Origin of the sequence: Streptomyces coacervatus (assembly GCF_029223485.1) — a bacterium.
GTDB classification, from domain to species: Bacteria; Actinomycetota; Actinomycetes; order Streptomycetales; family Streptomycetaceae; genus Streptomyces; species Streptomyces coacervatus.
Window position 1 is genome coordinate 456,388 of sequence record NZ_JARHTP010000007.1, and the last position, 22,668, is coordinate 479,055.

The window sequence follows — 22,668 nt, forward strand, 5'->3', positions numbered from 1 at the left end:
GCACCGCGGCACCGCCGAACGCCTCGCGCACGCCCTCGGCAGCTTCCCGGCCGTGGGATGACACGGCGGGTGCGCAGATGGCCCCCGCCGCAGGCACTTCCGCGCCGGGTACGAATCGGTCTCGATCCCGCCCGCGGCTTGGGCACCCGGAGCCGTCCCGTAATCATGTGGCCATGCACCGGCCGCCGCCCCGCCTCCACGCCCCCGACTGGTTCACGGCCGACGACTCGGCCCTGAATGTCGCGCTCGTGTACCCGATGCAGGGCCCCGCCGGTATCTTCGGGCCCACCTGCGAGGCGTGTGCGCGGCTCGCCGCGGAGGAGATCAACAAGGCGGGCGGGGTGCTGGGGCGGGAGCTCAGGCTGCTTGAGGTGGATGGCGGTGCTGCGCCCGGGCAGGTTGCCGAGGAGGTCGAGGCCCTGGTGTCGACGGGGGTCGTGCAGGGCGTCACCGGCTGGCACATCTCCTCCGTACGGCAGGCGGTCGCGCCGCGCATCGCGCACCGGGTGCCGTACGTCTACACGGCCCTGTACGAGGGCGGCGAGCGCACCGAGGGCGTCTTCATGACCAGCGAGACGCCCGCCTGGCAGCTGCTGCCCGCGATGCGGCTGCTCGCCGAGACCCGGCGGGTGCGGCGCTGGTTCGTCGTCGGCAACAACTACGTCTGGCCGCGCCGCACGGCCCGCGCGGCCCGCCGCTATGTGCGCGAGTGCCGGGGCAGGGTCTGCGGCGAGGCCTATCTCCCGCTGGGCGCCGAGGACTTCGGCGAGGTGCTGCGGCGCATCGAGCACGCGGACGCCGACGCCGTGCTGATGCTCCTGGTCGGCAGCGACGCGGTCCGCTTCAACCGGGCCTTCGCCGCCGCCGGGCTCGATCAGCGCTGCCTCAGACTGAGCACGCTGATGGACGAGAACATGCTGCTGGCCAGCGGCCCCGAAGCCACCGCCGACCTCTTCAGCACGGCCGGCTTCTTCAGCTCGCTCGCGGACCGCAACAGCATGGACTTCCACGGCAGTTACGCCGACCGGTACGGAGCCGACGCCCCCGTCCCCGGCAGCCTCGGCGAGTCCTGCTACGAAGGCGTCCTCCTCCTCGCCGCCCTCATCGAACGCGCCCGCACCGTCGACGTGTCCGCGATCGGGGCGGCCGCCGAGGACGTCTCCTACGAGGGCCCGCGCGGACTGATCGGCCTCGACGGCCGGCATGTGCGCCAGCGCATCTACCTCGCGCAGGCGGACGGGCTCGACTTCACCGTGCTCGGCCAACTCCGTTCGCCGCACGACCTGTTGTGACCTCGCCGTCCCCGTCCAGGGCGTCGCCCAGCCGGGACAGCAGGGCCCGCAACTGCTCGTCGTCCTCCCGCCCGAGCAGCGGCGCCAGCTCCCCCCGGACATCGCGATCGAGCCTGCGCCAGAACTCCGCCCCACGGGGCGTGAGTTGGGCGAGGATACGGCGGCGGTCGGCCGGATCGGTGCGCCGGTACACCCAGTTCTGATCGACGAGCTGGTCCATCAGTTTGGTCAGACTCGGCGGCGGCAGAAAGGCACAGTCGGCTATGGCCGTCATGTTGTGCCCCTGGCCGTCGGCAAGCAGTGCGAGCACCCGCCACGCCTCCAAGGAGCACCCCGACTCGTCCAGTACGTGCTGCAACCGGCGGGTGGTCAGACGCTCGGCCCGGGTCAGCAACTGGAGCAGGTCCTGGGGCCGGGTCGCCATCGCACTCCTCGAATCAACGGGTCCACGGAGGGTGTTGAACAGCGTACCCGCGATCACCGCGAGCCGTAATTAATGCTTCCCCTGGGAAGTATTCGCAACTGTTCATCAATCGCTGCGAAACGCGGGGGAAACAGCACCGGCGCAGTCTGTGGACCGCGCTCCCGCAGCTCAACCACCAAGTGCGCCCCCGCATTTCCCCTCCCGAATTCACGATCTCTTTTCATTTGCCTTCGGGCAAGGAGGTATTGCATGTCCGGGCTCAGCCTCAGCAGACGCGGTCTTCTGGCCGGCGCCTCCGCCCTCGGCGCGTCCGCCGCCCTCACCGCGTGCGGCGCCAAGACCGGCACCGAGACGTCGTCCGGCGCCGGCGCCAAGGCGGACACCTCCGGCAGCACCGTGAAGGTCGGTCTGCTGAACTCGCTCTCGGGCACCATGGCCATCAGCGAAGTCACCGTCCACAACGCGCTGTTGCTCGCCGTGAAGGAGATCAACGCGGCGGGCGGCGTCCTGGGCAAGAAGCTGGGGCCCGTCAGCCAGGACGGCGCCTCCGACTGGCCGACGTTCGCCGAGAAGGCGGAGGCCCTGATCAAGGACGACAAGGTCGTCGCCACCTTCGGCTGCTGGACCTCGGCCAGCCGCAAGGCCGTGAAGCCGGTCTTCGAGCGTTACAAGTCGCTGCTCTACTACCCCGTGCAGTACGAGGGCCTGGAGGAGTCGCCGTACATCTTCTACATCGGCGCCACCACCAACCAGCAGATCGTGCCCGCCCTCGACTACCTCAAGAAGCAGGGCCTGACCCGGCTCTACCTGGTCGGCAGCGACTACGTCTTCCCGCGCACCGCCAACAAGATCATCAAGGCGTATGCGAAGGCCAAGGGCATGAAGGTGGTCGGCGAGGACTATGCGCCGCTCGGCTCCACCGAGTTCAGCACCATCACCAACAAGGTGAAGGACGCCGGCGCGGACGCCGTGTTCAACACCCTCAACGGCGACAGCAACGTGGCCTTCTTCAAGGAGTACAAGTCGGCCGGTCTCACGGCCAAGAGCCTCCCCGTGCTCTCCGTCTCAATCGCCGAGGAGGAGGTCAAGAGCATCGGAACGCAGTACCTGGAAGGCCAGTTGACCGCCTGGAACTACTACGAGACCACGCCGGGCGCCGCGAACAAGAAGTTCGTCGCCGCCTACCAGGCCGCCTACGGCAAGGACAAGCCGACGTCCGACCCGATGGAGGCCGCGTACATCTCCGTCTACCTCTGGAAAGAGATGGTCGAGAAGGCGGGCTCCTTCGACGTCGCCAAGGTCAAGGCGGCCAGCGACGGCATCACCTTCGACGCCCCCGAGGGCAAGGTCACCGTCGACGGCGCCTCCCAGCACGTCTACAAGACGGCCCGGATCGGCAAGGTCGGCTCCGACGGCCTGATCGAGGAGGTCTGGAACTCGGGCAAGCCCATCAAGCCGGACCCGTACCTGAAGGGCTACGACTGGGCCTCCGGCCTGTCCTGAGTCCTCGCTCGCCCCGCGCGGAACCCGGCGCCACCCGCGCCGGGTTCCGTCCCGCGCCCGCACCCCGTCCCCTCCACACGGAGCCCTACGGAGCCGCTTCATGACGGTCGTCCTCAGTCAAACCTTCACGGGCATCAGCATCGGTGCCGTCCTGCTCCTCATCGCCCTCGGCCTGACCCTCACCTTCGGTCAGATGGGCGTGATCAACATGGCGCACGGCGAGTTCATCATGGCCGGCGCCTACACGACGTACGTCCTGCAGAAGTCCATCAGCAGCGCCGGCGTCTCGCTCCTGGTAGCCCTGCCGCTCGCGTTCCTCGTCGCCGGAGCGATGGGCGCGCTGCTCGAATGGCTGCTGATACGGCGCCTCTACACGCGCCCGCTGGACACCCTGCTGGTCACCTGGGGCGTCTCCCTCATGCTCCAGCAGCTGGCCCGGGACGTCTTCGGTGCCCCCAACGTCCAGACCGCCGCCCCGGACATCCTGACCGGCAACATCTCGGCGGGTGGAGTCACCTTCGCCAACAACCGCCTGTTCATACTCGGGTTGGCCCTGCTCTGCGTCCTCGGTCTCACCCTCGTCCTGCGGTTCACCCCGCTCGGCCGCCGCATCCGGGCCGTCGTCCAGAACCGCGACCTCGCCGAGGTCTCCGGCATCGCGACCGGCCGGGTCGACCGGATCACCTTCTTCATCGGCTCGGGCCTCGCGGGTGTGGCGGGCGTCGCGCTCACCCTGGTCGGCCCGATCGGCCCGACGATGGGCACCAACTACATCGTCGACGCCTTCCTGGTCGTGGTCGTCGGCGGCATCGGCCAGCTGAAGGGCAGCGTCATCACGGCATTTGCGCTGGGTGTGCTGCAGTCGGTCCTCGAATACTCGACGACGGTCAGCGTCGCCAAGGTCGCCGTGCTGGTGGCGATCGTCGCCTTCCTCCAGTGGCGACCCCAGGGCCTGTACACACTGCGCACCCGGAGCCTGGCATGACGACGTTCACCGAACGCTTCCGCGTCCCCGGCGCCTTCCTCCTCGGCGCGGTGCTGTTGCTGGGCGTCGCCCCGCTCGCCCTCTCCGACTTCCGGCTCTCCCTTCTGGCCAAATACCTCTGCTACGCGATCGTCGCCGTCGGCGTCAGCCTCGCCTGGGGCCGCGGCGGGCTGATGGTCCTCGGCCAGGGCGTCTTCTTCGGCCTCGGCGGCTACGCCATGGCCATGCACCTCAAGCTCACCGACGCCGCCGCGACCGGCGAGAAACTCCCCGACTTCATGCAGCTGTACGGCACTTCGGACGCGCTGCCCTGGTGGTGGAAGCCGTTCGCCAACCCGGCGTTCGCGCTCGCCATGACCGTGCTGCTGCCGATGGCGGTCGCCGCGGTGCTGGGCTTCTTCGTGTTCCGGCGCCGGGTGAAGGGCGCGTACTTCGCCATCCTCAGCCAGGCGCTCGCGGCAGCCCTCTCCATCTGGCTGATCGGCCAGCAGGCCACCACGGGCGGCACCAACGGCCTGACCGACATCCAGGGCTTCTTCGGCTACTCGCTGGACGACCCGGTCAACCAGCGGATGGTGTACTTCATCATCGCCGCCGTCCTGCTCCTGCTGATGGCCCTGGCCCGCCGGCTGTTCGTCAGCCGCTACGGCGAACTCCTCATCGCCGTACGGGACTCGGAGGAGCGGGTGCGCTTCCTCGGGTACGACCCGGCCAACGTCAAGCTCGTCGCGTACGTCGTCGCAGCGGGCATGGCCGGTCTCGCGGGGGCGCTGTTCGTACCGGCCGTCGGGATCATCTCCCCGGCGCTGATCGGGATCGTGCCGTCCATCGGCTTCGTCATCGGCGCGGCGGTCGGCGGACGCGCCTCGCTGGTGGGCGCGGTGCTCGGTGCAGTCGCCGTGGCCTGGGCGCAGAGCACGCTCTCCGACGAGTTCCCGGCCGCATGGACGTACCTCCAGGGCCTGCTGTTCGTCCTGGCGGTCGGCTTCCTGCCGGGCGGTCTGGCCTCGCTGGGCGCGGTCCTGCGCAGGCGGCGGACGCCAACGGCCCGTAAAACGGAACCAGTTGCTGTGACAGCGGGAGAGACGGCATGAGCGGCGAGGGACTGACCGTCCGCGACCTGAGGGTCACCTTCGACGGCTTCACCGCGGTCGACGGCGTGGACCTCGACATCCACCCCGGCGACCTGCGGTTCCTGATCGGACCGAACGGAGCCGGGAAGACGACGCTCGTCGACGCGGTCACCGGTCTGGTGAAGGCGACGGGCTCGGTGCGCTTCGGCGGCGAGGAGCTGCTGGGGAAGGCGGTGCACCGGATCGCCCGGCTCGGGATCGGGCGGACGTTCCAAACTGCCACGGTCTTCGAGGAGTTGACGGTTCTTCAGAACCTGGACATCGCGGCCGGCGCCGGACGCGGACCGCTCACCCTGCTCCGACGCCGCAAGTCCGTACCGGAGTCGGTGACCAGGGCGCTGGAGACGACCGGTCTGACCGATCTGCGCGACCGCCCGGCAGGTGTCCTGGCCCACGGCCAGAAGCAGTGGCTGGAGATCGGCATGCTGCTGGTGCAGGACGTACGGCTGCTGCTGCTCGACGAGCCGGTGGCCGGCATGAGCCACGAGGAACGTGAGGCGACCGGCGAACTCCTGCAGCGCGTCAGCGCGGACCGTACCGTCGTCGTCATCGAGCACGACATGGACTTCATGCGCTCCTTCGCCCGCAGCGTCAGCGTCCTGCACGCCGGAAAGGTCCTCAGCGAGGGCACGGTGGCCGAGGTCCAGGCCGACGCCAAGGTGCAGGAGGTCTACCTCGGGCGGGCCGCCGAACCGGAGCCCGCCCCTGCCGTCCCCGTCGCCGAGGAGGCGTGACGCCATGCTGGAACTGAGCAACATCCGGGCGGGCTACGACCGTACGCCCGTCCTGCACGACGTGACCGTCTCGGTCCCGAAGGACGGCGTCGCGGCCGTCCTCGGCCACAACGGCGCCGGCAAGTCCACTCTGCTGCGTACCGCGATGGGCCTGATCAAACCGAAGGGCGGGACCATCCTGCTGGACGGCGAAAACATCACCCGCCTCGCCCCGCACCAGCGGGTGGCGAGAGGGATGGCGTATGTGCCGCAGGGCCAGCAGTCCTTCCCGCACCTGACGACGGCCGAGAACCTCCAACTCGTCGCGGACGGACGAAAGGACGGGAAGGAGGCGATCGCCGAGGCGCTCGACCTCTTTCCCGTCCTGGGTGAACTCTCCGGCCGCCGGGCCGGGTTGCTGTCCGGCGGCCAGCGCCAGCAACTCGCCATCGCGCGCGCCCTGGTGACCCGCCCGAGACTGCTTCTGCTCGACGAACCGACCGAGGGCATCCAGCCGTCGGTCGTCGCCGAGATCGAGGAGACGATCCTGACGCTGGCCCGGCGCGGCGGTCTGTCGGTGCTCCTCGTCGAACAGCACGTCGGCTTCGCGATGCGCGCCGCCCAGCGCTACTACGTCCTCGAAGCCGGCCGGGTCACCTCCGACGGAGCGGGCGGCACGGAGTCCGAGCAGGCGGTACGGGCTGCGCTCAGCGTTTGACCATCGCCCGGAAGTGGCGGTTGTTCAGTGGCGCGTTGCTGTAGAGGTGGTCCAGTACCTCGATGGTCCTGGCGGCGGTGCCGGCCTGGAACTGGGACGTGCGGTAGCGCCCGCCCACGATCACCGTGGGCATCTCGTTCACCTGGTAGCGCTCACGGAGCGCAGGTGCCGCCTTGACGGCGTCGTCGACCTCCTTGGACGTGTAGGCGGTGCTCACCGCCTGCGCGTCGAGTCCCTCCCGGGTAGCCCATCTCAGGACGTTCCGCTCGGTGGTGAGGTCCTTGCCCTCGTCCCGCACGGCCTTGAAGACCGCCAGCGCCTTCTTGTTCGCGACGCCGAGCTGGTCCAGTGTGTAGTACAGGCGGGCGTAGGCGTTCATGTCGGGCTGGTCCTCCCAGGTCGCGGGGATCCGCACCAGCTTCACCCGGGGACTCTGCTGCGCGGCCCAGTCCTCCAGCGGCTTTTCGAGCTCGTAGGAGTGCGGGCAGTCGTACCAGAACAACTCCGCCACCTCCCGCGTCTTCACGCCGCCGACCGGGTGCTCGAGCTTGAAGTACTCCACGCCCTCCTTCGGCTCGCCGTCGGCCGCGCCGAGCAGACAGGTCAGGACGGTCGACAGCGCGAACAGGCGCATGATCTTCTTCTTCATGGCGGCCACCTTGGCGCTCCGCGCCCCCGGCGGACCTCGGTGACACTCGCAATGTCCCTCGTTCGGACCGCCCGAGAGGGCCAGGATGCAGAACCTCCAGGAAGGGGAACGTGCGTTGACAGCAGCCGTCGCAGCAGCCGGGAGAACCCGCCTCTGGTCGCACCCGGAGCTCGGGCTGCACGCCTTCGTGGACGCCGCCGGCTCGGTCAGGCTGGGCACGTCCGACCGGAACTGGGCGGCCCTGGTCCCCCTCGTCGAGGCCACCGCCACCGGCCACGGACGCCTGTGGTCGGGTGAACGCTTCGTCGAGACGGCCATCGGCGACCGCCTGGCCTACCGCGGCCACGAGACGGTCGAGGACGGAGGCCGGGAGCGTACGACGATCCGGCTGGCGGATTCCGTGACCGGCCTGGCCGCCGACGTCGTCCTGGAGACGTGCCGGGGCGCCGGTTTCCTGCGCGCTCGGGTGCGCCTGGTCAACGAGGGCGGCACACCGCTCCGGCTGGAGAGCGTGACCACCCTGACCCTCGGCGGCATCGCCGGCGCCGACGACGGCCTCGGGGGCCTGACCCTGCACTGGGCCGACAACGACTGGCTCGCCGAATGCCGCTGGCGCCGGACCGCCTTCCGCGACCAGGTCGTCCCGCTCAGCCGGTCCGTCCACGGACACGAGGGGCGCGGCTGCTTCGAGCGTTGCTCGCAGGGCAGTTGGTCGACCGGCCGCCATCTCCCGATGGGCGCGCTCACCGACCGGGACGGACGCGCCTGGCTGTGGCAGATCGAGTCCAGCGCGGGCTGGCGCTTCGAGACCGGCGAACGCGAAGGCGCCGCCTACGTCGCCCTGTTCGGCCCCGACGACGCCCACCACCAGTGGCACCAAACCCTCGCGCCCGGCGAGGAGTTCCACACCGTTCCCGCCGCCCTCGTCCGGACCGAGGCGGGCGGCCTGGACGCAGCCTTCGGTGAACTCACCGACTACCGCCGCGACATCCGCCGCGAACACCCCGACCACCGCACACTCCCGGTGATCTACAACGACTACATGAACACCCTGATGGGCGACCCGACCACCCGGAAACTCCTGCCGCTCATCGAGGCGGCCGGGGCGGCCGGCGCCGAGGTCTTCGTCATCGACGCGGGCTGGTACGACGACGACGCCCAGGGCTGGTGGGACGCCGTCGGCGCATGGGAGCCCGCCCGGGGGCGTTTCCCCGGCGGCATCCAGGAGGTTCTGGACGCGATCCGGGGGCACGGCATGACCCCGGGGCTGTGGCTGGAGCCCGAAGTCGTCGGCGTACGCAGCCCGTTGGCCCGCACGCTGCCGCCCGAGGCGTTCTTCCGGCGCGGCGGCATCCGCGTCACCGAACACGGACGGCACCACCTGGACCTGCGTCACCCCGCGGCGCGCGCCCATCTCGACTCGGTCGTGGACCGGCTGGCGGGCGAGTGGGGTGTCGGGTACCTCAAGCTCGACTACAACATCAACATCGGCCCCGGTACGGAGAACGGACCCGAGAGCCCAGGCTCCGGGCTGCTCGGGCACCACCGCGCCCACCTCGACTGGATGGCCTCCGTCCTCGACCGGCACCCCGGCCTGGTCCTGGAGAACTGCGGATCGGGCGGCCTGCGCATGGACTACGCCCAACTGACGGTGGCCCAGCTCCAGTCCACCAGCGACCAGCAGGACCTGCTGCGCTACCCGCCGATCGCCGCCGCGGCAGCCACCGCCGTGACCCCCGAGCAGGCGGCCGTGTGGGCCTACCCCCAGCCCGGCCACACCCTCGACGAGATCGCCTTCACCCTCGCCGGGGCGCTGCTCGGCCGGGTCCATCTCTCCGGCTTCCTCGACCGCATGAACGACGACCAGTTCGCCCTCGTACGCTCGGCGCTGCGCCTGTACAAGGACATCCGGCCGGAGATCGCCGGGGCGCGCCCCTTCTGGCCGCTGGGGCTGCCGGGCTGGGACGACGCCTGGATCGCCCAGGGACTGCGCGGTCGGCACTCCACATTCGTCACGGTGTGGCGCAGGGGTCCCGCCGACGGAACGAGCTGCGAACTCACCCTTCCCCACCTGCGCGGCGCCCGGCTCCAACCGTCCGTGCTCCACCCCACGGCGTCCGACAGCACGGCGGAGTGGGACGCGACCGAGGCGAAGCTCACCGTCTTCCTGCCCCGCCCCGACACGGCGGTCCTCCTCCGGCTCAGGTGAAGGTCACCTCGGCGCTCGCGTGCCGAGCCTCGCGGCGGGTGGCGAGGTGCAGCCGGGCGGGCCCGTCGGAGGGCGTGCCGTCGGCCAGGAGGTGTTCGCCCACGAACGCCGGCCGGTGCAGCCGGTAGGACAGTGACTCGACCTGCCGCTCCGGGGTGTTCCTGCGGACCAGCTCCAGCATCAGCAGTACGGGGTGTCGCAGTGAATGCGGTGGGCGTTGGCGGTGAGCGCGCTGAAACGGCACGGGCCCTCCGGCTCCGGTACGGCGGAGTCGTCGAGCACCTCGACCAGGCAGATACGGCCCTGCTGCCGGAACTCCTGGCGTTCGGTGACGAACAGCAGCTCGCCGCTGCGGCCCTGCTTCGGAGCGACCGCGGCCAGACTGCTGACGCGTTCTGCCGGTTCGCCGAGGCGCAACGGTTCGCCGATCGTGCACCGTCCTCCCGCGAACATGCGCCGGCGGCGGGGAACGGGAGGCAGGAAGCGGGCCGCTTCGGGGAGATCCAGCAGCGCCGACAGGGCCGCCGCCGGACCGGGCGGCAGGGCGTCCGTGTCCGTGACCGGCTCGGGGTGCCAGGACTCGACGTAGGAGGCGAGGGAGACGGGGGAGGCGGGCATGGGCCTCCTTTCCTTTCCGTGACGCGCGCCACATATCGACCTTGGAACTCCGTCTTGGGACGCTCCGACTCCTGAAGCGTGGACGAGTCACGGCAATTCTCCCCCGATCCGGGTGCGGTGCCACGGAAACCGGCGCCCCCACCCGCGCTCTGCGGCTTCCTTCTGCTCCTGCTCTTGATATTCGCGGTGTCGTACGTCGTCGGGGCCCACGCCGGACCCGTCGCACCCGGCATGCACGGCACCGGAACGAGCAAGGGCGGAGGCGGCGGGAGCACGGGCGACGACATGGGGAACATGCACGGCGGAGGCAACTGATGGGCGCCGAACCGATGGTGGCCCTGGTCACGACGGATCTGACCGTCGGCGGCATGACCTGCGCGGCCTGTGTGAAGCGCGTCGAGAAGAAGCTCGGCAAGCTGGACGGCGTCACGGCGACCGTCAATCTGGCCACCGGGCGGGCCCGGGTGAGCCACCCGCCGCAGATCGGCCCGGACGAACTCGTCGCCACGGTCGAGAGGGCCGGCTATACGGCCGCTCTCCCCGAGCCGCCGAGGAAGCAGCAGCCCGAGGAGCGGGGCCGGGAGTCCGAGGACGCCCGGCAGGAGCGTGACCGTCTGCTCGTCACCGCGCTGCTCTCCGTTCCCGTCCTCGTGCTGTCGATGGTGCCCGCGCTCCAGTTCCGCAACTGGCAGTGGCTGTGCTTCGTGCTCGCGGCGCCGGTCGCCGTGTGGGGCGCGTGGCCGTTCCACACGCGGGCGGTACGCGGGCTGCGGCACTCCGCGGCGACCATGGACACGCTGGTCTCGCTGGGCGTGGTGGCGTCCTTCTCCTGGTCGGCGTACGCGCTCTTCCTCGGTGGCGCGGGTGCCCCCGGGATGCGGATGCCGTTCAGTCTCGTGCCCTCGGCCTCGGACGGTCTGGCGCACCTCTACCTCGAAGCAGCCGTCGGCGTACCGCTGTTCGTGCTCGCGGGCCGGTTCCTGGAGGCCCGGGCCCGGCGCGGGACCGGGGCGGCGATGCGGTCGCTGGCCCGACTCGCCGCCAAGGAAGTCGCCGTACGGGAAGGCGGCTCCGAACGGCTCGTCCCCATCGAGGAGTTGGACGTCGGGCAGGTCTTCGTCGTACGGCCCGGCGAGCGGGTCGCCACCGACGGGCAGGTGGTGGAGGGCAGTTCGGCCGTGGATCTCTCCCTGGTCACCGGAGAGGCCGAACCCGTCGAGGTCGGGCCCGGCTCGGCCGTGGTCGGTGGGGCCGTCAACGCGGGTGGGCTGCTGCTCGTACGGGCCACCGCGGTCGGCGCGGACACCCAGCTCGCACGGATCACAAAACTCGTGACCGAGGCGCAGGCCGGCAAGGCGAAGGCGCAGCGGCTGGCCGACTCGGTGGCCGGGGTCTTCGTCCCCGTGGTGCTGGCGCTGGCCGTCACGGCGCTCGGGTTCTGGCTGGGTGCCGGAGCCGATCCGCAGGCGGCGATCACCGCGTGCGTCGCCGTCCTGGTCGTGGCCTGTCCGTGCGCGCTCGGCCTGGCCACACCGACCGCGCTGATGGCCGCCACGGGGCGCGGTGCCCAACTGGGTGTCCTCGTCACCGGTCCGCAGGCCCTGGAGGGGCTCCGGCACCTCGACACCGTCGTCCTGGACAAGACCGGCACGCTCACCTCGGGGCATATGAGCGTCGCCCGGATCACCGTCGTACCGGACGGTCTCGGTCGTGCCGCGGCGCTGCGGCTGGCAGGAGCCGTCGAGCAGGGATCGGAGCATCCGGTGGGGCGGGCCATTGCCGCGTATGCCCGCCGGGAAACGGGCGAGCGGCTGCCCGAAGTGGGCGAGTTCAGCGCCTTGCCCGGCAAAGGGGTTCGCGGCCGCGTCGAGGGACGGCTGGTCGAAGTGCTCGCGCCGGACGACGAGTTGCCCGCCGGACCGTCCGTGGAGGTGGACGAAGCCGCGGCGCACACACCGGTGCTGGTGTACGTGGACGGCGTGGCCGAGGCCCTGATCGAGGTCGGCGACGTGGTGCGGCCCGGCAGCTATCGGGCCGTGGACCGGCTGCGGCGCCTGGGCATACGGCCCGTGCTCGCCACCGGCGACCGGGAGGCACCCGCCCGGTCCGTCGCGAAGGCTCTGGGCATCGACGAGGTGCACGCCCGCTGCACCCCTCAGGACAAGGCCGGTCTCGTACGGGACCTGCAGGAGCAGGGCTGCCGGGTCGCGGTCGTCGGCGACGGCGTCAACGACGCCGCAGCACTCGCCGGCGCCGATCTCGGCATCGCCATGGGCAGCGGTACCGACGTGGCCATCGGGGCCGCCGACGTGACCCTCGTACGCGGCGACATCGAAGCCCTGGCGGACGCCGTACGACTGGCCCGGCGCACGCTCGGCACCATCCGTACCAATCTCGTCTGGGCCTTCGGCTACAACGTCGTGACCGTGCCGCTCGCCATGGTCGGCCTGCTCAACCCGATGCTCGCCGCGGCGGCGATGTCGGTCAGTTCGCTGGTGGTGGTCGGCAACAGTCTGCGGCTGCGCGGCCGGCAGCCCTCGCCCGCTGCTGCCGCACGGAGGCGTACCCGATGACTCAGCAGTCCCTCTGGCGGCCGACCCGTCGCCGCCTCACCGACACGCTGCTCGCCGCGCTCGCGCCCGTCGCGGTGTGCAGCATCGCGCTCGGAGGTCTGACGTCCTGGGTCGGTGCCGGGAAGGCGGGCAGCCCGGCCCGGATCGCCGTGTCGAACGGGCGGATCTTCCTGCCGTACGGCAACACCACCGAAACCGCCGCCTTCTTCGACGTCACCAACCTCGGCGGGGCCGACGACCGCCTGCTCGGGGTGACCTCCTCCGCCACGAGCGGGGAGATCACCCTCAGCCGCCATCGCATGATCGGCAGCGGGGTCGCTTCCAGGGCCGACGTGTCCTCGGCCGCCGTCCCCGCGGGCGGCCAAGTGTCCATGTCTCCGGGCAGCCTGGACGTCACGCTGACGGCCAAGGCACACATGCGGGCCGGTGACCTCGTGCCGTTCACGCTGCGGTTCGAGCACAGTGGGTCGGTCGAGACTCTCGCGGTGGTGATCCGGCCTGGTTGACAGGAAGACGGGCAGAACTCCAGGCCGGTTCCAGCCCGTTGCGGTGGTCTGGATCACACTCTGTGGATTGAGTGTGGTCCCCTGTGGTTTTCCGTACCCCTGCATGACGGCCGACGTCCGGATGCGAGGATGAGGCGCCATGACAGCAGGGTGGTGTTCTCGCACAGTACGGGCCGCGGTGTTCGCGGCCGTATGCGTGCTGCTCGCCGCTCTGGGTCACGTCATGATGTCCGGCAGCCATGTGCCCGCCTCGGCGCTGGTCGCCGGGGTGGCCGGGACGGGTGTCGCCGGCTGGTGTCTGGCAGGCCGGGAACGCGGACTGCCGCTGATCGTGACGGTCGTGGTCGTCGTCCAGACGGTGCTCCATGAGGCGTTCTCCCTCGCACAGTCGGCCGCGGGCGGGTCGGCCGCCACGGGCATGGGCCCGATGCGGACGGGCTCGATGCCGATGGACTCCATGGACATGGGGCGCATGGACATGAGCCGCATGGACCATATGGGGCATGTCGGCCACTCCATGGTCGGCGGCGGTATGTCGTCCGGCATGCTCGCCGCCCACCTGCTCGCCGCGCTCCTGACCGGTCTGTGGCTGGCCCACGGCGAAAAGGCGGCCTTCCGCATCCTGCGGACCGTGGCCGGTCGGCTGGCGGCGCCGCTACGGCTGCTGCTGGCGCTGCCCGCCGTCCCGGACCGTCCGCGCGTCCACCCGCGTCGTCCTCGCTCGGACCGGGCGCCGAGCCTTCGCCTCCTCGTCCACGCGATCACCTCCCGGGGTCCTCCGGCGGAGACGGCTGTCATCTGACGACAGCTGGTTTCCCGAGGCCGTACATGCACGCCTCGGGCTCCGGCCGTACGCCCGCGCAAGCGCCGTAGGGCCGTCTCCCCCTTTCACCACCGGACTGCCCGCGCCCCTGAAGGGGCGCGGGGCTGTATCGACATGCGGCTCCGCCGCGTGGGCGCGACCATCCACGACGGCGCCGCAGATCGGCACAGCCCGAAGAGCGCCAAGCGCCCCGGTCCGGTGCACGGATCCCGAGAAGGACACCAGGTGATCACCTCTGCCCCGCCCGATTCCCACAGCAAGACCTACAGGACGGACAAGACGGCAGCTGCCGACGAGTCGATAACGGCCTGGGCGCTGGCCGCCCGAGGCGGTGACGCGGACGCCGTCGAGCAGTTCGTCGGTGCTCTGCAGCGCGACGTCCAGCGTTATGTCGCCCATCTGTGCGGCGATCCCCAGGCCGTCGACGACCTCGCCCAGGACACCTTCCTGCGTGCGCTCGGCAGCCTGCACCGCTTCGAGGGCCGCTCCTCGGCGCGCGCGTGGCTGCTGTCCATCGCGCGCCGGGCGGTCATCGACAGCTACCGGTACGCCGCCGCCCGGCCCCGTCTGTCGGACGTACCGGACTGGCAGCTGGCCGTGGAACTGGCCCAACCGTGCGACCTGCCCGGCTTCGACGACGGCATCGCCCTGCTGGACCTGCTGGCCGCGCTGCCCGACGAGCGCCGGGAGGCGTTCATCCTCACCCAGCTGGTCGGTCTCCCGTACGCCGAGGCGGCCGAGGTCAGCGACTGCCCGATCGGCACGGTCCGCTCCCGCGTGGCCCGCGCCCGGGCGACCCTGATGGACCTGCTGGACGAAGGGGGCACCCCCCACGCCCTCAAGGCAGTGGGGGAGGAGACCTTCGTCGCGCCGGCGGGGGTCTGAGCTCCACTCGTACGAGGGTGTCGGGGCCGCGCGCCCCGACACCCTCCAACCGGCCGGGAACTCAGCTCGTGTTCGCCCCGACTACTGGACCGGGTGACGGAGGTTCGCCCCGTGTGCCGAGTGGATCCGGGAGTTGTTCGATGCGTTCTCGTTCTCGTGTGTGGGGCGGTACCGCGGCCGTCGTGCTGGGCGGCCTGCTGGCGGCCGGCTGCGGTGGCGGCTCCGCTGGGAAGAACGGCACGGCGGACGCGGGCGCGGGGAAGGCGGCCCCGGGTGAGTACCCGGTCGCTGTCACGGACTGCGCGGGTGCCGAGACCACCTTCTCGAAAGCCCCGGAGAAGATCGTCACCAGCAACGCTTCGAGTCTGGAGCTGCTGCTGCGCCTCGGTGCCGGCGGCAAGGTGATCGGCACCGGCTTCCCGCCGGGCAAGGGCACGTTGCCCCCCGCGCTGGACGCCGCGGCGCAGCAGGTGAAGGTGCTCGGGCGGACCGTCATCCCGAAGGAGAAGCTCCTCGGCTCCGGCGCCGACCTGTACATCGACACCTTCGCCGACATGAGCATGGGCGGCGGCATGGGGGACACCCCGACCGAGGAGGAGTTCAAGGCCGCCGGGATCAAGCACATCTATCTCAAGTCCACTGCGTGCGCGGCGCAGAGCAAGAACGCGGTGACCGATCTGTCCGCCGTCGAGGCCGACATCACCTCTCTCGGCCGGGTCACGGGCACGAGCGCCAAGGCGCACGAACTCGTCGCCGGGATGAAGGAGAAGGTCGACGCCGTACAGAAGGCGGTCGGCGGCACGCCTCGGAACGCTCGGCCGACGTACTTCTTCTTCGACTACGACGCCGGCACCAAGCAGCCGACCGCCACCTGCAACCGCCAGGTCGCCAACGCCGTGATCACCCTGGCCGGTGCCCGCAACGTCTTCGCCGACTGCGACGGCGACTACAAGCAGGTCGGCTGGGAGGACGTCATCGCCAAGAACCCGGACTGGATCCAGCTCGGGATCCGCAACCGGGGCAGCGAGGCGGCGAACGACAAGGCGTTCGACGAGGCCGAGAAGTGGCTGAAGTCCAACTCGGCCACCAAGGGCCTCAAGGCGGTCAAGGAAGGCCACCTCCTGCGCATCGGCTCCGAGCAGACCACTATCGCGGGCGTCGAGAACGCCGACACCGTCGAGACGATCGCCAAGGCCCTCCACCCCGGCAAGGTCGGCGGACGGTGACCTTCACGCCGCTGCGCCGCAAGAGCACGGCGACCACGACGACCACAACGGCAGAGGCGCGCGGCCCCCTGCCCGCAGCCCCGCTCGCGGCTGTCCTGGGCGTGGCACTGCTGGCTGCGCTGACGGCCGCCGTCGCCCGGGGCTCGACCTCCATTCCGCCCGGCGAGGTGTGGAGCGTGGTGTGGCACCGCCTGTCCGGCGAGGCACCACGTCCCGGCACGGACGACCTCATCGTCTGGCAACTCCGCGTACCCCGTGCCCTGTTGGCCGCGCTCGTCGGTGCGGGCCTCGGTCTCGTCGGTACGGCCGTACAGGCGCTGGTGCGCAACCCGCTGGCCGACCCGTATCTGCTGGGCATCTCCAACGGTGCCTCGCTGGGCGCGGTCGCCGCGATCGTGCTTGGCGTGGGGGCCGGCGGTGCGCTGGGGCTCGGGTTGTCCGGCGCGGCCTTCGTCGGAGCGCTGGCCACCTTCGCCCTGGTGTGGGCGGTGGCCCGGCGGGGCGGCGGCTTCGCCCCGCTGCGGCTGGTGCTGGCCGGAGTGGCGATCGGGCAGTTCCTGTCCGGCTTCACCAGCTACCTCGTCCTCCGGGCCGGGGACGAACAACAGACCCACAGCGTGCTGTTCTGGCTCATGGGCAGCCTCAGCGGGGCGAACTGGGAGTCGCTGGCGGTCCCCGCCCTCGCCGTACCCGCGGCCGGTCTGTGGCTCCAGGCCCGCGCCCGCGGCCTCAACGCCCTGCTGATGGGCGACGAGACGGCCGCCGGGCTCGGCATCGACGTGACGCGGCTGCGCCGCGAGCTGTTCACCGTGACCAGTGTGCTGACCGGCGTCCTGGTCGCCGTCTCCGGCGCGATCGCCTTCGTCGCCCTGATGGTGCCGCACGTCTGCCGCCTGGTCCTCGGCGGCGACCACCGCCGGCTCCTGCCCGTCTCCGCGCTGTTCGGTGCCCTCCTGCTGGTCGTGGTCGACATCGTCTGCCGAACGGCCATGGACACGCAGGAGCTGCCGGTCGGCGTGGTCACGTCGCTCATCGGGGCTCCGGCCCTGCTGTATCTGCTGGACCGGCGCCTGGGGAGCGGCAGTTGAGGATCGACATCGAGGATCTGCACGTCGCGTACGGGGGCCGTACGGTCGTGGCGGGTGCCCACCTGGTGGCGGCCGAGGGTGAGATCACGGGCCTGGTCGGGCCCAACGGCAGCGGCAAGTCCACGCTCCTGCGCACGGTCTACCGGCATCTGAAGCCGGTGTCCGGGCGGGTGCTGCTGGACGGGAGCGACCTCCGGGAGCTGGCTCCGGCCCGGTCGGCCCGACATGTCGCGGCACTCCCGCAGGAACGGGGCAGCGACTTCGAGCTGACCGTCCGCGAGGTCGTCGCCATGGGCCGTACGCCCTACAAGCGGGCCTTCGCCGGGGAGGACGCCGCCGACCGGGACATCGTCGCGCGTGCCCTGGCCGACGTGGGCATGGACGGGTACGCCGGCCGCCGGTTCACCGCACTGTCCGGCGGTGAGCGTCAACGCGTCCTGCTGGCAAGGGCGTTCGCCCAGAATCCCGACGTCCTGGTCCTGGACGAACCGACCAACCACCTCGACGTCCGCCACCAGGTCGAGCTGCTCGCCCTGCTGCGCGCCCAGCGCCGTACGACACTCGTGTCGCTGCACGACCTCAACGCCGCCGCGTCCGTGTGCGACCGGCTGCACGTCCTGCACGACGGAGCCGTGGTGGCCTCCGGCCCGCCCCGCGAAGTCCTCACCCCCGCTCTGCTGGCGGAGGTGTTCGGGGTGCGGGCAGCGGTGGCCGACCATCCCCTGACCGGGGACCCGCTGATCGCCTTCGACCACCGGGCACCGGCAGCCCACCCGCGACGGTGAGGGGCGGAAGGGTGACGCAGCACGAACAGTCCGGCCGGGCGGCGGCCCTCGACCAGGACCGCTGGCTGCTGGTGGCCGTGGCGGGTCTGCTGTCGTTCGTGGCGATGCTCGACATGAACCTCGTCAACGTGGCCCTGGCGGACATCGCCGAAGGGCTGCACGTGTCCGCGGCCACGGCCCAGTGGGCCGTGCTCGCCTACCAACTGCCCGTCGTCGCCCTGCTGTTGCCCGCCGGGCGGTGGCTGGACGGGGTCGGGACGCGGTCCGCCGTGCTGGTCTCCACTGCCGGCTTCGGCCTGTGCAGCGCGCTGGCGGCCGTCGCGCCCTGGGCGGCCTGCCTGATCGCCGCGCGGCTTGCGCAGGGTGTGTTCGGGGCGGCGCTGTTCGTGCTGATGCCGGTGCTCGCCATGCGCTCGGTACGTCCCGAGGCCCGGGGGAGGGCGATGAGTGTGCCCGCGACCCTCGGCCCGCTGGGCGCGGTGACCGGACCGGCCGTCGGCGGCCTGCTCCTCGACCACTTCGGCTGGCGTGCCGTCTTCCTCGTCAAGCTCCCGTTCTGCTTGCTCGCCGTCGCCATGGCGTGGCGAGCGATGCCGCGCGACGGTCGTCTGCGGCGGCCGGATCGCCGGTCGGTGGCGGATGCCGTGCTCGTGGCGACGGGTGTGGCGGCGCTCCTGCTCGCGTTCACCCTTGCCTCGGACGATCCCTGGTGGCTGCTGCTCCTGGGCATCGCCGTCCCGCCGCTGTGGTGGTGGCTGCGCGGCCCCGGCGGTCGTCCGGTGACCGGTGTGCTGCGCGTCTCGGGGCTGTTCCGTGTGCACGGGGGCGGTGTTGGCACTGGCCGCCGGTTTCGCCGCGATGCACTACGTGGTCGCCCTGCACCTCCAGCGCGACGACGGAATCAGCGCCACGACGACCGGCCTGATCGTCCTCGCCTTCCCGCTCGGCATGGGGCTGGCCGGACCGATCGGCGGACGTCTGGCCGACCGATGGGGTGCCCGCCCGGTGGCCGTAACAGGAGCCACGCTCACCGCAGCCGGACTGCTCCTGCTCGTCCCGCTCGGCGACGGCTGGTCCCCGTGGCAGGTGGCCTGGCGGCTGGCTGTCGCCGGTGTCGGCATGGGCCTCAACGGCGGCCCGACCCAGGCCCTGGTGATGAGCACGGCCCCATCGGACCGCATCGCCACCGTCGGCTCCACGGTCCAGCTCGCCCGCAGCCTCGGCTTCACCCTCGGCCCCGCCCTGGCCACGGCCGCCTGGGGACCGGGCGGTGCTCCGACCGCGGGCCTCGCCCTCGCCGCCACCGCCGCCTGTCTGGCCGTACCCCTGCTCGCGTTGCCCGGCAGGCGCCCTGCGCCGCTTCCCGAGCAGACCGTCACCGCCCACCACTGACCCCTGGAGTTCGTATGTGCGGAATCACCGGCTGGGCGTCCTTCCACCGCGACGCCCGCGCCCAGGCCCCGGTCATCGAGGCCATGACCGCCACCCTCGCCCCGCGCGGCCCGGACGCCGGAGGCGTCTGGTTCGGTGAGCGCGCGGCGATCGGCCACCGTCGCCTCGCCGTCATCGACATCGAGGGCGGCACACAGCCCATGACCGACCGGCCGCACGAGCCGTCCCTCGTCCTCAGCCACAGCGGCGAGGTCTACAACCACCATGAACTCCGTTCGCAGCTACGGCACTTGGGTCACTCCTTCGGCACCCGCAGCGACACCGAGGTCGTGCTGCGCGCGTACGCCGAGTGGGGCGAGGACGTCGCCGAGCACTTGGAGGGGATGTTCGCCTTCGCCCTATGGGACGAGCGGGAACAGCGGCTGGTGCTGGTGCGCGACCGGCTCGGGGTGAAGCCGCTGTTCTGGGCGGCCGTCGAGGGCGGCCTCGCCTTCGCCTCCGAGCCGAAGGCACTGTTCGCCCACCCGGAGATCCGGCCGCGCGTGGACGCCGACGGCCTTCGGGAGGCGTACAGCCTGCTGTTCAACACCGGACCGACCCTCTGGTCCGGAGTGCGCGAGGTCGAGCCGGGCGGGATCCTCGTCCTGGACCGGGACGGTATCCGCGAGCGCCGCTACTGGCAGCTGGAGGCCGGACGTCACACAGACGACCAGGAGGCGACCGTCGCGCGCGTCCACGACCTGGTGAGCACCGCCGCCCGCAGCCAGTTGGAGGCGGACGTCCCGCTGTGCTCCCTGCTGTCCGGCGGCCTCGACTCCACCGTCCTGACCGCCCTGCTCGCCGACGAACTCCGCCTGCGGGAGGGCAAGGACGCCCGTATCCGCTCCTACGCCGTCGACTACAGCGACCAGGCGTCCCGCTTCAGGGGCGATGTGCTGCGTACGGGCCACGACACCCCGTTCGCCACCGAGGCCGGCGCCTTTATCGGCACCGACCACAGCACGGTCGTACTGGACCCGCATGCCCTCCTCGACCCCGAGCACCGCAAGGCGGTCGTCGTGGCCCGCGACTCGCCGATCGGCGTGGGCGACATGGACACCTCGCTGTACCTGCTGTTCGGGGAGATACGGCGGCATTCGACCGTCGCCCTGTCCGGCGAGGCGGCGGACGAGGTGTTCGGCGGCTACCCCTGGTTCCACAACCCCGGGGCACTCGCTGCCGAGACTTTCCCCTGGCTGCTGGTGACGGGCGACGAGGCCGCCATGCCGCTCAACCCCGAACTCGACCTGCGCATCGGCGAGTTCCGCGACGACACCTACCGCAGCGCGCTGGCCGCCGTACCCCATCTGGACGGCGAGAGCCCCGCCGAACACCGGCAGCGCGAGATGCAGCACCTGTCCCTGACCCGCTGGCTGCGCCAACTCCTGCACCGCAAGGACCGGTTGAGCATGGCCCAGGGACTGGAAGTCCGGGTGCCGTACTGCGATCACCGGCTGGTCGAGTACGCCTTCAACACCCCCTGGGAGCTGAAGAGTTACGGCGGCCGGGAGAAGAGCCTGCTGCGCGCGGCCGGTACGGGCCTGGCGCCTGAGTCGGTCCTGTGGCGCCCCAAGAACCACTACCCGGCCACCCACCATCCCGACTACAACCGCGGCCTGCAGGACATGGCCCGCGACGCCCTGTCCGTCGAGCAGGTCCGCGCCCTGGCCGACGAGACCCGCATCAAACCCTGCCTGGGCACCCCGCCCGACCGGCTGGAGTGGGGCCACCGCCTGCGCCTCGAACGCGTCGTCGACCTCGCCCTGTGGCTCGACCACCACCAGCCCGAACTCGCCCTGTAAGGAGCCACCTTGACCATCCAGGAACCCTCGGCCGACGCCGTCCCGCTGATGGGCTGCCCCTACAAGGCCGACCCCTACCCCCTGTACGAGGAGCTGCGCGAGACCGGCCCGGTCCACCGCGTCCTCTTCCCCAGCGGCGTACAGGCCTGGCTCGTCACCGGCTACGACGCCGCCCACTCCGCCCTGAACGACGACCGTCTCGGCAAGAACCACGACCGCGGCAACGACCGCTGGCGCGCCCGCGCCTCGATCATGCCGGAGCCCCAGCACTCCCAGCTCCAGGTCCACCTCCTCCACCAGGACCCGCCGAGGCACACCCGGATGCGACGCTTCGTGACGGACGCCTTCACCCCGCGCCGCATTGAGCAACTACGGCCGCGGTTCCAGGAGTTGGCAGACTCACTCGTCGACGCTCTACCCGAGTCCGGCCCCGCCGACCTCGTCACCGGCTTCGCCGCCCGCTTCCCCTTCCAGGTCCTCGCCGAAGTCATCGGCCTGCCACCGGAGTTGGCGGCCCGCTTCGACCGCGACTGGGGGAAGGTCGTCCAGCCGGTCGGCCCGACCGACCCCGGACGCCCGCTGTACGAGGCCCGCCTGCACGGCCTGCAGAGCTACATAGCCGAGGTCGTCGCCCACAAGCGGGAGCACTGGGAGGACGACCTGCTCAGCCGACTGGTCGTGGCCCGGGACCGCCGCGAACTCTCCCAGGAGGAGCTGGACTCGATGATCTTCCAGCTTCTGGTGGCCGGACAGGAACCCGTCACCAACCAGATCACCACGGCCCTGATCGCCCTCTTCCGCAACCCGGACCGGCTCACCCGCCTGCGCGAGGACCTCTCCCTCCTGCCCCCAGCGGTCGAGGAACTCCTCCGCTACGACAGCGCCTTCGAGCTCACCACCTGGCGCTTCTTCGACCAGGACAACGACCTCCACGGCACCCGTGTCCCCGCCGGCGACTCGGTGATCATCTCCCTGTGCGCCGCCAACCGCGACCCCCGCCGCTTCCCCGACCCGGACACCCTGGACTTCGACCGCTCGCCCAACCCCCACCTCGCGTTCGGCCACGGCATCCACTTCTGCCCCGGCGCCGCCCTCGCCCGCGCCGAACTCCAGATCGCGCTGGGCACCCTCCTCGCCCGCCTGCCCGGCCTGCACCTCGCGATCCCGGACGAGGACATCGAGTGGATCCCGGCCGTCCTCGGCCGCGGCACCAACCACCTCCCCGTCGGCTACGACCGACGCCGCTGACTCCGGCCTCGACGGATGCCGGGTCCGGCCGTACCGCCTGACCGGCATCCGCCGATC

21 protein-coding genes and 1 pseudogene are annotated in these 22,668 nt (G+C 71.2%); 18 read left to right on the top strand and 4 right to left on the bottom strand.

Annotated elements, in window-relative coordinates; translation table 11 throughout:
* Nucleotides 1-173: 173 nt before the first annotated feature.
* Nucleotides 174-1,292, top strand: coding sequence for a substrate-binding domain-containing protein (locus tag P2Q00_RS20120; protein WP_275773981.1), 1,119 nt, complete (start codon nucleotides 174-176; stop codon nucleotides 1,290-1,292).
* On the opposite strand, the gene P2Q00_RS20125 is transcribed toward P2Q00_RS20120, so the two are convergent.
* Entirely contained in the window at nucleotides 1,249-1,716 is a 468-nt protein-coding gene (locus tag P2Q00_RS20125; protein WP_275773982.1) for a MarR family winged helix-turn-helix transcriptional regulator, read from the bottom strand. The two genes, P2Q00_RS20120 and P2Q00_RS20125, sit on opposite strands and share 44 nt — an antisense overlap.
* Nucleotides 1,717-1,965: 249 nt before the next feature.
* On the opposite strand from P2Q00_RS20125, the gene urtA reads away from it, so the two are divergent.
* The 5 genes from urtA (at nucleotide 1,966) to urtE (ending at nucleotide 6,768) form a co-directional block, all read left to right on the top strand.
* A complete protein-coding gene (gene urtA / locus P2Q00_RS20130; protein ID WP_275773983.1) occupies nucleotides 1,966-3,219 on the top strand; it encodes an urea ABC transporter substrate-binding protein in 1,254 nt (417 codons plus the stop codon).
* Nucleotides 3,220-3,319: 100 nt separating this feature from the next.
* Nucleotides 3,320-4,204, top strand: coding sequence for an urea ABC transporter permease subunit UrtB (gene urtB / locus P2Q00_RS20135; protein WP_275773984.1), 885 nt, complete (start codon nucleotides 3,320-3,322; stop codon nucleotides 4,202-4,204).
* Complete coding sequence (urtC, locus tag P2Q00_RS20140; RefSeq protein WP_275773985.1) at nucleotides 4,201-5,298, top strand: urea ABC transporter permease subunit UrtC; 1,098 nt, start codon at nucleotides 4,201-4,203, stop codon at nucleotides 5,296-5,298. Before urtB ends, urtC begins: the two co-directional genes overlap by 4 nt.
* Nucleotides 5,295-6,071 carry an urea ABC transporter ATP-binding protein UrtD gene (gene urtD / locus P2Q00_RS20145; protein ID WP_275773986.1) on the top strand — a complete coding sequence of 259 codons (777 nt, stop codon included), beginning with the start codon at nucleotides 5,295-5,297 and terminating at the stop codon, nucleotides 6,069-6,071. Before urtC ends, urtD begins: the two co-directional genes overlap by 4 nt.
* A gap of 4 nt (nucleotides 6,072-6,075) precedes the next feature.
* Nucleotides 6,076-6,768, top strand: coding sequence for an urea ABC transporter ATP-binding subunit UrtE (gene urtE / locus P2Q00_RS20150; protein ID WP_275773987.1), 693 nt, complete (start codon nucleotides 6,076-6,078; stop codon nucleotides 6,766-6,768).
* Here the strand turns inward: urtE and P2Q00_RS20155 are convergent.
* On the bottom strand, nucleotides 6,758-7,417 hold the full coding sequence (locus tag P2Q00_RS20155) for a thiol:disulfide interchange protein DsbA/DsbL (RefSeq protein WP_275773988.1): 660 nt from the start codon (nucleotides 7,415-7,417) through the stop codon (nucleotides 6,758-6,760). The genes urtE and P2Q00_RS20155 overlap by 11 nt on opposite strands.
* Nucleotides 7,418-7,502: 85 nt before the next feature.
* Here P2Q00_RS20155 and P2Q00_RS20160 point away from each other — a divergent pair, with 85 nt between their 5' ends.
* A complete protein-coding gene (locus P2Q00_RS20160) occupies nucleotides 7,503-9,626 on the top strand; it encodes an alpha-galactosidase (protein ID WP_275773989.1) in 2,124 nt (707 codons plus the stop codon).
* Here P2Q00_RS20160 and P2Q00_RS20165 read toward each other — a convergent pair.
* Together P2Q00_RS20165 and P2Q00_RS20170 are read right to left on the bottom strand one after the other, a co-directional pair.
* A complete protein-coding gene (locus P2Q00_RS20165) occupies nucleotides 9,619-9,807 on the bottom strand; it encodes a hypothetical protein (protein WP_275773990.1) in 189 nt (62 codons plus the stop codon). The genes P2Q00_RS20160 and P2Q00_RS20165 overlap by 8 nt on opposite strands.
* Nucleotides 9,807-10,244 (bottom strand): HTD2 family dehydratase, encoded by a 438-nt coding sequence (locus P2Q00_RS20170; protein ID WP_275773991.1) that lies wholly within the window; start codon nucleotides 10,242-10,244, stop codon nucleotides 9,807-9,809. Before P2Q00_RS20170 ends, P2Q00_RS20165 begins: the two co-directional genes overlap by 1 nt.
* Nucleotides 10,245-10,558: 314 nt before the next feature.
* On the opposite strand from P2Q00_RS20170, the gene P2Q00_RS20180 reads away from it, so the two are divergent.
* From P2Q00_RS20180 to P2Q00_RS20230, 11 genes and pseudogenes are all read left to right on the top strand, one after another.
* Nucleotides 10,559-12,817, top strand: a complete 2,259-nt coding sequence (locus P2Q00_RS20180) for a heavy metal translocating P-type ATPase (protein ID WP_275773993.1) — start codon at nucleotides 10,559-10,561, stop codon at nucleotides 12,815-12,817.
* On the top strand, nucleotides 12,814-13,323 hold the full coding sequence (locus P2Q00_RS20185) for a copper chaperone PCu(A)C (protein ID WP_275773994.1): 510 nt from the start codon (nucleotides 12,814-12,816) through the stop codon (nucleotides 13,321-13,323). Before P2Q00_RS20180 ends, P2Q00_RS20185 begins: the two co-directional genes overlap by 4 nt.
* Nucleotides 13,324-13,462: 139 nt before the next feature.
* A complete protein-coding gene (locus P2Q00_RS20190) occupies nucleotides 13,463-14,125 on the top strand; it encodes a hypothetical protein (protein WP_275773995.1) in 663 nt (220 codons plus the stop codon).
* Nucleotides 14,126-14,371: 246 nt separating this feature from the next.
* Nucleotides 14,372-15,031: a sigma-70 family RNA polymerase sigma factor gene (locus P2Q00_RS20195; RefSeq protein WP_275773996.1), complete on the top strand. Its 660-nt coding sequence runs from the start codon at nucleotides 14,372-14,374 to the stop codon at nucleotides 15,029-15,031.
* Between the two features lie 140 nt (nucleotides 15,032-15,171).
* Nucleotides 15,172-16,257 carry an ABC transporter substrate-binding protein gene (locus tag P2Q00_RS20200; protein ID WP_275773997.1) on the top strand — a complete coding sequence of 362 codons (1,086 nt, stop codon included), beginning with the start codon at nucleotides 15,172-15,174 and terminating at the stop codon, nucleotides 16,255-16,257.
* Between the two features lie 11 nt (nucleotides 16,258-16,268).
* Nucleotides 16,269-17,345: a FecCD family ABC transporter permease gene (locus tag P2Q00_RS20205; protein WP_425579522.1), complete on the top strand. Its 1,077-nt coding sequence runs from the start codon at nucleotides 16,269-16,271 to the stop codon at nucleotides 17,343-17,345.
* Entirely contained in the window at nucleotides 17,342-18,130 is a 789-nt protein-coding gene (locus P2Q00_RS20210) for an ABC transporter ATP-binding protein (protein WP_275773998.1), read from the top strand. The genes P2Q00_RS20205 and P2Q00_RS20210 overlap by 4 nt, the downstream gene beginning before the upstream one ends.
* 113 nt (nucleotides 18,131-18,243) lie before the next feature.
* Nucleotides 18,244-18,798: pseudogene (locus P2Q00_RS20215) on the top strand (MFS transporter); the annotation flags it as partial.
* A gap of 163 nt (nucleotides 18,799-18,961) precedes the next feature.
* The gene (locus P2Q00_RS20220; protein WP_275774033.1) at nucleotides 18,962-19,522 is read left to right on the top strand and encodes an MFS transporter; all 561 of its coding nucleotides are present in this window, start codon (nucleotides 18,962-18,964) and stop codon (nucleotides 19,520-19,522) included.
* 14 nt (nucleotides 19,523-19,536) lie between these two features.
* Nucleotides 19,537-21,363 carry an asparagine synthase (glutamine-hydrolyzing) gene (gene asnB, locus P2Q00_RS20225; RefSeq protein WP_275774034.1) on the top strand — a complete coding sequence of 609 codons (1,827 nt, stop codon included), beginning with the start codon at nucleotides 19,537-19,539 and terminating at the stop codon, nucleotides 21,361-21,363.
* A gap of 48 nt (nucleotides 21,364-21,411) precedes the next feature.
* On the top strand, nucleotides 21,412-22,611 hold the full coding sequence (locus tag P2Q00_RS20230; protein ID WP_275774035.1) for a cytochrome P450 family protein: 1,200 nt from the start codon (nucleotides 21,412-21,414) through the stop codon (nucleotides 22,609-22,611).
* The last annotated feature ends 57 nt before the right edge of the window (nucleotides 22,612-22,668 follow it).